Here is an 11,758-nt window from a genome sequence, read left to right as displayed (position 1 = left end):
ATTATTTTATGAATAGAGGCATTTTGTACGGCGTAGCCGCTTACGGCATGTGGGGGCTGTTTCCGATTTACTGGAAATTGCTGCAACACGTACCGGCACTGGAAATTTTAAGCCATCGGATGACGTGGTCTTTGGGATTTGTGCTGCTGTTGCTGCTGGTGCGGCGGCGATGGGATTGGTTGAAAACGGCCGTACACACGCCACGCACGATTCTTCTGTTTATTGCCTCCGCACTGCTGCTTTCCGTGAACTGGTTTGTATACATCTGGGGCGTCAACGCTGGCTTCATTGTCGAAACGAGCCTGGGCTACTTCATCAACCCCCTGATGAACGTGCTGCTGGGGGTACTGTTTTTAAGCGAAACCATGCGTCGAGGGCAATGGGTGGCCATCGGGCTGGCTGCCTTGGGTGTCATTTACTTAACCGTGCGCTACGGTGAGCTGCCCTGGATTGCGCTCACGTTAGCCACCTCGTTTGCCCTGTATGGCCTCCTTCGCAAAACGGCCCCGCTTGGGTCGCTGGAGGGGCTATCGCTGGAAACTGCCCTTATGTTTTTCCCGGCGTTAGGATATCTGGTTTACCTGGAAGTAGCTGGAACGGCCGCTTTTGGGCATGTGGATATGCAAACGACTATGCTGCTGGGGTTTGCCGGAGTAGCAACGGCCGTGCCGCTGCTGCTTTTTGCGGCCGCAGCTCGCCGCATTAAGTTAGCCACAATTGGCATCTTGCAATACATTGCCCCCACGCTGCAATTTCTCATCGGTGTACTCATTTACCATGAACCGTTTTCGATGGATCGGCTGGTTGGCTTCAGCCTCATTTGGCTGGCGTTGCTTGTTTATTCTGGAGAAAATATCTGGTTTAGTCGGCGGCAACCCCGTCTACACCCGGTGGGGGACTAAAAATATGCCGCGCAATCCGTGGAAAAATTATGGGTTAAGGATGGCTCTGAGGCTGGGAACGACTTTTTGAGCGGCAGCTGCGCCCAGGGCAATGTACTGTTCACTCTTTTTGCGGGAAAAATCGAGGTAGCTGTGCCCAGAAATTTCTGGCTGAATGAGGCAATCCGCGTCTTTGAAGCCGCCCCCAGATTGGCGTACCAGCGTTTGGATAGCGGCTGTGCCTGCGCCCAGCGGCCCTAATCGGCGAGGATAATGGGGCACAAATAAATCGACACCAATAACAAAATCGGCACCTAGCTGGCGCACCGCATCAACCGGCAAATTGTCAACCACACCACCATCACAGTAGCTGTGGCCATCTATTTCAACGGGGGTGATAAACCCTGGCACAGAACAACTAGCGCGTACGGCCGTTGCTAGCCGACCTTTGCGTAACACCACCTGCTCGCCCAAATCTAAATCGGTAACGACGGTGGCGAAGGGGATAGCCAGGTCGCAGATGTCTAGCTCTCCCAATAAATCTACAATGAGCTTTTCCATTTTGTCGAAGCCGAGCAGCCCGTGACGGGGCCAGGTTAAGTTGGCTACGTTGCGCCAGCCCAAATTAGCTGCCATTTCGCGCATGTTGGGCATGGGCAGTCCGGCGCAATAGGCAGCACCGACGACAGAACCGGCGCTCACACCCGCTACGCAGTCGATGGGGATGCCTTCCCGCTCCAGCACAGAAAGCACGCCCACATGCACAGGGCCGCGAGCCACGCCCCCGCTAAGGGCTAAGCCAACTCGGATACGGCCGTTTTTACTTGGCATCATAACGACTTCTGGAAAATTAGCTGCTAAAAATCGACGGAACGGCCGTCGAAAGCATACTGAAACAACTTCTCAATTTCATCCAATTCTGGAATGCGGCGAGACATGAGCGTGTTGGCGTCGATCATCACATGCTCGCATAGGGTTTCCATTTTCTCTTCTAGCTCAGTGGCAGAAATGCCCGCTTCTTGCAATGAAGTAGGTAGGTTGACCGTTTGCATCAAATTGCGGGTCGCCGATGATAGCTTTTGCGCTGCTTCCATTTCATCATTGGCAGGCTGGCCTATCATGGCGGCTAAATCAGCATAACGTCCTACGCCGCCATTGGCTACAAATTCGACGGTGTAGGGCAGGAAGATGGCGGTGATACGGCCGTGCGGAATCGTTTTGAACATTGCCCCCGCACTATGCCCCAGCGCGTGTGCCAATGCCACCTGGCTATTGCCCAGTGTAATGCCCGCAATAGAGGCAGCGTTGGCCATCTTTTCGCGGGCCTCTTCATCATCAGGGCCGTTGGCAACCGCGCGAGGTAGGTAATTAAACACCATACGCGCCGCTTGCAGGCACAGCCCATCGGTGAAGTCATTGGCCCAGCCGCAGCTATAGGCCTCAATGGCGTGGCTCCACACGTCTATGCCCGTGTCGGCAGTTATGAAAGCGGGCAGATTTTTGGTAAAAACGGGGTCAACAATGGCAATGTCGGGCGTGGCTTCGCGAGAGCCAAGGGTGAGCTTGCGCTTTTCGGCCGTGTCGGTAAGCACAATGCCGTAATTGGATTCAGACCCAGTGCCTGCTGTGGTGGGAATGCAGATAAGCCGCGCTTTTTGGCGGAGCCCCAAATCTTCCATGGGACTGATAGACTCTGGCTCGATGCCAGGACGTTCGTACAAAATCCACATTGCTTTGGCGGCATCCATACTAGAGCCACCGCCCAGGCCAATAATCCAGTCTGGTTCGTAAGCAAGCATCGCATCGGCGCCGCGCTGAACAGTTTGCAGCGAGGGGTCTGGCTCGACTTCGGCAAAGACCTGGCTATCCAGGTTCGCATCCGCTAATGCTTTTTGTACCAGATCGGCAAAGCCTAGTTTGGCAATGTTGGCATCGGTCACGATGAAGGCGCGTTTGCCGGGCAGCATTTCTAGCTGGCTAAGAGCATCTTCACCAAAGAAAAATTCGGGGCATTTGAAAAACCACATGATGTACGGCCGTATCCTTCGTTAATCTAAAAACTTAGGACTTACGCATTCACCCTGCCCAGACTACAAAAGTCTGGGGTCTAATGATGTTAATTCCAGAGAGCGTAAGACTTTTGTAGTCTTCACTGCGTAAGTCCTGAAACTGATAAATCTCTGCAGACTTAGCAGTTTTCTTTTCTGGTTATTATGCTGGCCACTCCGTATCCAGCTTGGAACATGCTTCCACCAGTTCAATGGCAGCTTTTGGTGCTTTCATAACTTTCATCATGGGGCCTTTGAGCTTCAGGCGGCGGGTAACCAGCCCTTGAATGGGATCGATTTTCTTTTCTAACACGCCACGCCATACTTTGAGCGGGGCACTTAGCTCAAACACTGGGGATTTCTCACTGCGGTCGGCTACTTTGAAAGCATCGCGGCATTGGCCGTGCCACAAATCCATGTAGAGGTAAATGGTTTCTGGTACGCTTGCCCCTTCATCAATCACAAAATAGAAGTCACCTTCCCAATTTTTGGCAGCTTCAGCGTAGCCTGGGCTTTCATTGAGGGCAGCCATGACGGCTTTGACCCATTCATCGGTTCCAAATTGAATCCCCATTTTGACCTCCGGGTGCGTGTGGTTATTGGTATTGTAAACAGAAAAAGTTAGCAGTATGTGCAGAGGGTAAAAGATAGCACAGCTAGGGTCGATTTGCCAATTATAGACGGCCGTCTCGGGCCGGTTCTGGTGAAGGAGCAGCTTGAGGTATGTCGAGAGTAAGTTGATGAAGCGACGCGATGAGGCCGTACATCAGCCAAATGACTAAATTGGTTTTGGAATCCAGAACATCCCCCAGGCCGTAGATATGATACGCCAGCAAACTGGCGGCAAAACCAAGTGCGTAGGGTCGCCAACGCGGCTGGTAGCGGGCGGTGCGCCACAGCATTGCTAGCAGAATGCCAATAAGAGCCAGGTAGAGAATGAGGCCGAACAATCCATAATCCACAGCCATTTGCAGGAAAACGTTATGGGCATGGGTGAGCGGGTAGCCGGGGTCAATCATTACGGGGTAAAGGCGGCGAATGACGTGTTGAATGCTGCCCAAACCAATGCCCGTGAATGGGAAATCTTGCATCATCACAAGCGTCCATCGCCATAATTCTTGCCTAAAGCCAAGTGAACCAAAGGAGCCAACCGCTGTTTCCTGAGCTGGGTCTTGCCAAAAAGCAGTAAGCCGGTCTGGGCCGATAAGGAAGAATGTAATGATGCCCAGCAAGGTAAGCGTAATGCTTGTAATAAGAAGGTTTTTTCGCTGCGGGTGGGATTTGGGCAGTACGGCCGTCCACAACAAAACGAGCAGATAGAGGCTGCCCACTCCGGCCAGCCAGCCAGAGCGGGATTGAGTAAGGATAAGGACGGCCGTTGCGCCCACGGTAAGCATTGCCAACATGATTCGTTGCCAAGTGGCAATATTGCGCCACCAGGCGATGGTGACAGACCAGAGCAGGGGGAAGTAAAAGAGCAGCGTGCCTGCTACCTGGTTAGGGTGGGCTGCGCCATCTCCTAAGCCAGGAATGCTGATTTGTTGGTTGGGCAGCAGCTCTGTGAGAGCGGCAATTGGACCACTCTTAGCAATCCAATCGGCACTGAGGGTGCCTAGACTAATAAAACCCCCACCCAGCAGACCGAAAAAGGCGAGGGCGAGTAACCAGTGGAACGGCCGTCTCACAGTGCGACCCAGATAGCGCCAGGCGGCAATGCCTAGCAATACGCTGCCCGCTTTGCCCAGCGTTAGTTCAGGATCGGCCGTCACCACAATGCTCACGCCGATGAGGAGCAGCCACAAAAGCAAGACGAGGTCGAACGGTTGTGGCTGAGGCAGCGGTCGCCAGCGCAGCAGGGGTGGCAGCAGTTCCACAATGACAATGATGAGAAAGGCTAGGGGCGTGCCAATGATAGAAACGTTGGTGAATAACAAAAAAGGGAGGGCGACCAGCAGCAGGCCACCCTCCACAAGTAATGATTTGGCTTCTGTTGTTTGAAGCCAACTAATAAGCACCTTTGCCTCGCAGAACAACCCAAGGAGTTTTTAGCAGAATGTAAATGTCCATCCAGATAGAATAATTTTGAACGTAGTAGATGTCGTCTTCGGTATGAAGATGGAGAGGTTTATCGGAACGGCCGTTTACTTGCCACCAGCCCGTCATCCCTTGCGGCACAGCAAATCGCTTGCGTTGCCAAGGTTCGTATTGGTCTACTAGCCAGGGTAGTTCGGGACGCGGGCCAACTAGGCTCATGTCGCCCAAGAGGACATTAAATAGTTGGGGCAGTTCATCAAGGCTCGTGCGGCGTAAAAAGCGGCCAACGCGGGTAACACGAGGGTCATCGGGGCGTTTTTTGAAGAGGATACGGCCGTTGCTGGGGTTGATTTCTGTAATTTCGTCCCGATGTGAATCTGCATCTAGTACCATTGTGCGGAATTTGAACATGCGGAAGATACGGCCATTTTCACCTATGCGCTCTTGCCGGAAGATGACGGAGCCTTTTGAGTCCAGTATGATAAGCAAGCTGATGAGCAACAAGATCGGGGTAAGAACTAGCAGCACAAAGCTGCCAACGACCAAATCGAATAGACGTTTCACCAAGCGCTGTACATCATTTAGTGCCGGGTCGCGCAGATTGATCATGGGGATACCGCCAAAATCATTTACGGAGGCGCGGTACAAAGCCAGGCTAAAATAATCTGGCACCACGCGCACATGCACGGGTAGGTCGTGCAAAGTGATGGTTAGCTTGTTGATTTGACCATAGGCGCGTTGGGGTAGAGCAATAACTACATCCTGGATATTGTATTTTTCGACGACGTGACGAGCTTGGCTAACGGTGCCTAAGATGGCAGATTCGATCTTGTTCTTGTTGGCATTATCATCTAGGTACCCAACCAGCTCCAGACCTGTCCGGGTGTAATTTTGCATCATACTGCCGACACTGCGACCAATTTTACCGGCACCTATTATGAGGACACGTCGTCTGCGGGAAGGCGGTTGCCAAAGGCGGAAGATGCCTCGAATTAAAATGCGCCAGCCCAAAACGAAGACCGTGTTGAAAACAAAGAAGGTGGCGAATAGCCAGCGGGAAAATTCACGGAAACCAAGGTACAGAATGCCAGCAAAGATTAAAGAGGCAACTGCTTGGGCTATGACGATTGTTTGAACTTCATCAGTGATTTTGTAAATGCGGTTGGGGTCGTAAACGGAGGAAAGCAGGAAGGTGAGTACCCAGACAGAAGGAACAATGAGATAAAGGATCTGAGCCAGAGTAATTTGACTCACAGGAACGAGATAGGGGAACTCGGGTAGGAACGGCCGAATTATAACTGCAAGATATAGTGCAAGAAAAGTTAGGCTTGCATCCACAACCATTGAAAATATTGCAAAATTCACACTAAATCGGCGCAACATCACAAATCCCTTATCCTAAAAATACCCTGTACTGATTAAAACTGGCAGTACATACATCAAATATTCGCTATGACTAGCACCATCCGAAAAAGCTGCCTTGCACTATAAATGGACCCTAAACAGCAGAATTATAGCGGTATGATACAAGCACGCAATGAATTTCCAACAAAGATTTTTGCCATCGACTTTCTTTTATCACAGATCATACTTTCTCAGATTGAAGATTTGAGCTAGGGCAAGCAAAATAAACAACGGGTTATTAACAAGATAGCGTCTTCCCAACCTTCTGGGCTCGCTTAACAAACGATAGAGCCATTCCAATCCACTGCGCTGCATCCACTTGGGAGCTTGCTTCTTCAAACCCGCATGGAAATCAAAAGCGGCCCCGACGCCAATTAGCACGGGTACCTGCAATTGCTCGATGTGCTCAGCCATCCACTTTTCTTGCTTAGGTGTACTTAATCCTACCCAGACGATATCCGGCTTGGCATGGTTGATCTGCTGTACAATTCTTTCATCTTCAGCAATTGTCAAAGGGCGAAATGGTGGAGAATAGGTTCCTACGACGCGAAGGCCGGGGAACTTTTTCTCGAGTTGTGATGCTAGCAGTTCTGGCACCCCTTCTGCTCCACCATAGAAATAATGCCGGATACCATTTTTTAAAGACGAATTACAAAGCGCAAGCATTAAATCTGGTCCATACACCCGACTCATGTCACGATGACCTCTGAACCGACCCAACCATACCATCGGCATTCCATCAGGTGTAACTAAACTGGCCTGGTTGTGAATCTGGCGCAGACTTTCATTTTGTTGGCTCTCCATTACTCCATGAACACCAGTTACACAAACGTAATGAGACTGACCTTTTTCTTGGATCCAACGCGTTATTATTTGGATTGTCTTATCCAAATTTAGGTCGTTGATACCAACGCCTAAAACATTAACCTTTTCGACCATCATTATGATTATGACTACACAGATAGCTGTGCTGTTTTATCAGCTTTTGCTGATTGTTCATCGGTCATTTGCTCGTAAATCCAACGATACGTTTCCTCTAAACCGTTACGTAACGAAATCTTTGGCTCCCAGCCAAGATATGCCTGTATTTTGGTATTGTCACTGTTTCGGCCATTTACGCCCTGGGGTTTTGTGGTGTCATAATGTCGTTCTAACCGAATTTCGGCAATCGCTTCGGCAGTGTCCACAAGTTCGTTGATAGTTACCAACTCACTGGAACCCAAGTTGATCGGCTCCCTAATATTACTTTCCATGATCTTAAGCGTACCTATAATACAATCGTCAATATATTGGAAGCTTCGAGTTTGCTTTCCAGTTCCCCAGATCTCAATCTCGTGTTTTCCAGACAATTTAGCCTCAATCACTTTCCGGCAAATCGCTGCTGGCGCTTTCTCTCGTCCTCCATCGTATGTACCATATGGACCATAAACATTGTGATACCGTGCCACTCGGGTTTCCAACCCGAAATCTTCCATGAAATGACGGCACATGCGCTCACTGAACAATTTCTCCCAGCCATATCCATCTTCTGGCATTGCCGGATAAGCATCAGCTTCTTTTAGTGGAATGACGTCAGGCGATTTCTGCTTTTCGGCATTATAAACACAAGCGGAAGAAGAGAAGAAAAACCGCTTCACGCCTTGATCTCGAGCGGCAACTAGCAAATGAGTATTGATCAACACACTTAACATGCAAAGTGCTTTATTCAGTTCAATAAAGCCCATCCCTCCCATGTCGGCCGCCAGATTAAAGACATAATCAGCACCTTCTAATGCCTGATAAGCTGCCTCTCTAATAGATAAATCTCGAACTTGGTTTTCCACATCAGGAAACTGCTGAAACCATTCTGACTCGGGCTTAATATCTACCGCGCGCAAATTGACAAAACCCTGCTGTCTTAATTTGGCTACTAAGTGTCCGCCAATAAAACCACCTGCACCGCATACAACAATCAATTCTTCATTGTTCATAAAGTTTTACTCTCCTAAAGAATTTCATTAGGGGTGTGATTATTTTTTGTGTAACGCCAGAGAAATCTACCCTAGTCTCTTGCTTAGGCTCCAGATTTGTTACAGAATTTTGATTACACCCTTTCATTAGCTATTTATTGCTATTTTTCATTTTCAGTACAGAATTATAAATGCTGTATAGCATTTCGTAATTACTTTTAGCTGTGTACTGTAACTCAAATGTCTTTCGTGCGTTCAATCCGAGCTCTTCCATTTCTTCTGGATTGGATAAAGCCCAATTGACTTTATTGGCTAAGTCAATTGAATCTCCATTGTCAAAAGTAAGACCATTTTTACCGTTGATTACAATGTCTGACATTGTTCCCAGATTGGAAGTAATGATAGGTACTGCACAAGCAAATGCCTCTACTAATATCATGGGAAAGCCTTCATACCACTCTGATGGGAAAACTAAAAACCGCGCTTCTTTAATGAGGTTCAGCATTTCTTCTTTTGAAAGCCTACCAACAAGTTCAACGTTGAATGCGCCAGTTTCTTTAACATGAGAGGTTAAATCGTTCCATAGAGGTCCATCGCCTACAATTTTTAGGGCGATGTTTGGTAGCAATTTCCATGCTTGCAACAAGGTCCACAATCCCTTTTCTACAGTGAGACGACCAACAAAAATTGCAAAATCTTTTGGGGATTTTCTGGCACCGGGATCATTGATTACATAGTTAGGCTTGACCACTATTTTACTTGGAGGCAGGCCACCTTGAATCAATTTTTTACGAATGAAATCCGTTGCGACAATATAGATATTCACTTGTTTCTTCCAAGTGTCAAGCAATTTATGGGATACTAGCATGCTGGTGACTGTTGCGGAACCAATTCGAGAACTTTTATAACATGCATGCAATATGCCTGGCCAAGGTAAAGTTTTCCCGAGGCAATCTTCGCAAATTTTTCCTTTACGATAGAATACAGCACTTGGACATAATAATCTGTAATTATATATCGACTGAATAACAGGTATATTTGCGTACTGGCAAGCATAGTAAGCACTAGGAGATATTAGTGGAAATGTATTGATAAAGTGTGCTATTTGTGGTTTTTCTCGTGCAATTATTTGTTTTATATCTTGAAAGCTATCCTGAGCCCATATTGAAGATGGAAACAGTGAAAGTTTTTCAATCATTGAGAAATCTTCTATTTCCGAGTTATTTCGTTCGTAAACAATTACTTTATGTCCAGCTTCTTCAAGAATGTGTTTTTCATTCTTAAATACAACATCCTCTCCTCCTGCCTGTAAATAATAATTATGTGCCAACAATATTCTTAAGGGGACCATATTTATTAAGGGGATCCAAAAACCACAAAAATGTAGCTAAAATTTGAGAATGTCCTAAACATTACGAGTTTTTTTTTGATAAATCGAAGCTTCATAGATACTTATTAACTCTGATATATAGTTATCCCAGTTCCATGCGTTATTGATGTCCTCAGATGCTTGCCGCCCGATTGCCGCAGCTACATCTGGTTGGCTAACCAAATGTGAAATGATTTTTGCTGTCTCTTCAATATCGTCTACTGGAACGAGAAAACCATTTCGTTTATGTTCAATAAGTTCATAATTTGATTCCAACGCAGTTGTAATGGTGGCCTTGCCAGCTAACATGCTTTCCAAAACAGCAAATTGTGGATGTGTGCTTAATTCCCGGAAAGGTAATAAAACACATGTGGCTGTAGACAGGAGATGATCGAGCGTTACCCCATTTTCATAGGGGAATATATGCAAATGAACGTTGGGAAACATGTCGCTCAAATCCTTCAATCCAGAAACGGGGTTCCAGTGGGGCCGTACCGCCAATTCGAAACTAACATCGGGAAATTTTGGGGCAAGCAATTTGTAAACTTGAAGGCACAAATCTGCTCCATTTTCCCATGATGGGTCACGCCAGAAAAGAACTCGTCTATTTGGAAAACGTGAAGAATTATTAGATAGCTCCTGAGTGATATTTATTTGCCGAATTATTCCATGTTTAAGCAGTTTTGTATTGAGTCCTTTTGATTCGCAAAAACCTTTAAAAAAAGCAGTAGAAGTGATTATCGTCGATATTCGCCTCCATAAAATCTTTCTGAGAAAAATAAAGGACTCTGAGAAACTGCCAACATTGATAGTTAATATGATAGGCGATTTAATTCCAATGTAAGCCAAAATGCCTGCTAAGTAAGCAATTCTGCTTGAACCCGAAAAATGAAGAATGTCAAACTTTTCATGTTGAATAATCCTCCTAATTTGCCAAAGCTGTTCCAATAGCTTTATTGGGCGTAAACCAGTTTTATTGCCCTCAAACATAACTAAACTGTCACCTTGTTTTGTTCCATAACTAACCTGATGAACCTTAGTTCCTTTTGGCAGGCAATTAGGCAAGGTAAGATCACTGCCGAAACGAGTTGTAATTAGTTGCACATCATGCCCATGATCTCGAAGCAGTTGCATTGTATATAACGGCAGTTGCACATGGGCAGAAACAACATCCTCAAAACCAGGTGCCCCGGCTACCCGTTGTACATAGAATCCAATTTTCATGCGGCATCTTTTTGCAAGAGAATATAACAGCGGCTACATAGTCCAGGAAATAATTTGCTGAAAAACTGATCTACTTTACTAACAAGCTGAATCGCAAATTCAGGCATTATATTTAGTCCTGTCATGCCAAAAAAAAATGCACCACGCAACCAAACAACATTTGAGTTGTTGTTTTTTGCTATTTGAAAAATTTCCTTTGGACGAAGGCGGATGTTTTTTTTATTTACCCGATCAACAACCTGCTCTGGTCCTAAACGTACCCGCCTTCGATCTAGCCCTAAACGATAATGATTCATAAACTCTACCAAGATCAACCCGTTTGGTTTAGCAATTCGTATCATTTCAATTATTGTGTCTAGAGCATAAAGGTGAGAAGTTGTTTGGTTGAGTACACGAATCGTATATACAAATTCATAATGATTAGTCTTAAAAGGAAGATGGGCAGCCTCACCCAAAACTAATTTTGTTTGAAAGAGGTCAGATTGTAATTTCTTTCTGCTTTGAGTCAGCATATGTAGTGAAGGATCTAAGCCATTAGCTTTGTATCCAGCTAATATCACCTCAATTAATAATCTTCCTGTTCCACATCCTACCTCGAGAATGCTTGCTTCTTTCGTATCGAGTTTGTTTAATGCTTCTGTGAGAATACTCACTTCAATTTCATGAATAAGTTGACCACTTTGCGTTGTAAATCTTTTTAAGTCATAACTTGATGCAGATTCTTTATCATAAGCTGTTTTTACCATGAATAATTCTCCAAAATTTAACGTTTCCGCTCACTAGTCGGCGAAAGATGCTAAGTTTTAAATACCGAATATTCCTCAAATATTCTGTACATTTGTCAATTAA

At 46.4% G+C, this 11,758-nt stretch carries 11 protein-coding genes; 1 reads left to right on the top strand and 10 read right to left on the bottom strand.

Features of this window, described 5'->3' with window-relative positions; genetic code table 11:
* The first annotated feature begins 8 nt into the window (after positions 1 to 8).
* A complete protein-coding gene (gene rarD, locus ACOQPU_RS12080) occupies positions 9 to 902 on the top strand; it encodes an EamA family transporter RarD (protein ID WP_420645364.1) in 894 nt (297 codons plus the stop codon).
* Between the two features lie 27 nt (positions 903 to 929).
* Here rarD and ACOQPU_RS12075 read toward each other — a convergent pair whose 3' ends face one another.
* From ACOQPU_RS12075 to ACOQPU_RS12030, 10 genes are all read right to left on the bottom strand, one after another.
* A complete protein-coding gene (locus ACOQPU_RS12075) occupies positions 930 to 1,715 on the bottom strand; it encodes a patatin-like phospholipase family protein (RefSeq protein ID WP_420645363.1) in 786 nt (261 codons plus the stop codon).
* Between the two features lie 23 nt (positions 1,716 to 1,738).
* On the bottom strand, positions 1,739 to 2,908 hold the full coding sequence (locus ACOQPU_RS12070; protein WP_420645362.1) for an iron-containing alcohol dehydrogenase: 1,170 nt from the start codon (positions 2,906 to 2,908) through the stop codon (positions 1,739 to 1,741).
* 184 nt (positions 2,909 to 3,092) lie between these two features.
* Complete coding sequence (locus ACOQPU_RS12065) at positions 3,093 to 3,503, bottom strand: SCP2 sterol-binding domain-containing protein (protein ID WP_420645361.1); 411 nt, start codon at positions 3,501 to 3,503, stop codon at positions 3,093 to 3,095.
* 100 nt (positions 3,504 to 3,603) lie between these two features.
* Complete coding sequence (locus ACOQPU_RS12060) at positions 3,604 to 4,944, bottom strand: O-antigen ligase family protein (protein ID WP_420645360.1); 1,341 nt, start codon at positions 4,942 to 4,944, stop codon at positions 3,604 to 3,606.
* The gene (locus ACOQPU_RS12055) at positions 4,934 to 6,307 is read right to left on the bottom strand and encodes a sugar transferase (protein ID WP_420645359.1); all 1,374 of its coding nucleotides are present in this window, start codon (positions 6,305 to 6,307) and stop codon (positions 4,934 to 4,936) included. The genes ACOQPU_RS12060 and ACOQPU_RS12055 overlap by 11 nt, the downstream gene beginning before the upstream one ends.
* A gap of 234 nt (positions 6,308 to 6,541) precedes the next feature.
* Positions 6,542 to 7,309: a WecB/TagA/CpsF family glycosyltransferase gene (locus tag ACOQPU_RS12050; RefSeq protein WP_420645358.1), complete on the bottom strand. Its 768-nt coding sequence runs from the start codon at positions 7,307 to 7,309 to the stop codon at positions 6,542 to 6,544.
* An 11-nt stretch (positions 7,310 to 7,320) separates the two neighbouring features.
* Positions 7,321 to 8,337, bottom strand: coding sequence for an NAD-dependent epimerase/dehydratase family protein (locus tag ACOQPU_RS12045; protein WP_420645357.1), 1,017 nt, complete (start codon positions 8,335 to 8,337; stop codon positions 7,321 to 7,323).
* A gap of 130 nt (positions 8,338 to 8,467) precedes the next feature.
* A complete protein-coding gene (locus ACOQPU_RS12040; RefSeq protein ID WP_420645356.1) occupies positions 8,468 to 9,646 on the bottom strand; it encodes a glycosyltransferase family 4 protein in 1,179 nt (392 codons plus the stop codon).
* A 75-nt stretch (positions 9,647 to 9,721) separates the two neighbouring features.
* A complete protein-coding gene (locus tag ACOQPU_RS12035) occupies positions 9,722 to 10,909 on the bottom strand; it encodes a glycosyltransferase family 4 protein (protein WP_420645355.1) in 1,188 nt (395 codons plus the stop codon).
* Positions 10,906 to 11,655 carry a class I SAM-dependent methyltransferase gene (locus ACOQPU_RS12030; RefSeq protein WP_420645354.1) on the bottom strand — a complete coding sequence of 250 codons (750 nt, stop codon included), beginning with the start codon at positions 11,653 to 11,655 and terminating at the stop codon, positions 10,906 to 10,908. The genes ACOQPU_RS12035 and ACOQPU_RS12030 overlap by 4 nt, the downstream gene beginning before the upstream one ends.
* Between the last annotated feature and the right edge of the window lie 103 nt (positions 11,656 to 11,758).

The sequence above is a fragment of the Candidatus Leptofilum sp. genome, assembly GCF_965223285.1.
Lineage (GTDB): Bacteria > Chloroflexota > Anaerolineae > Promineifilales > Promineifilaceae > Leptofilum.
Note: the sequence above shows the minus strand (reverse complement) of the source record. Positions and strands in the feature narration are given on the sequence as shown.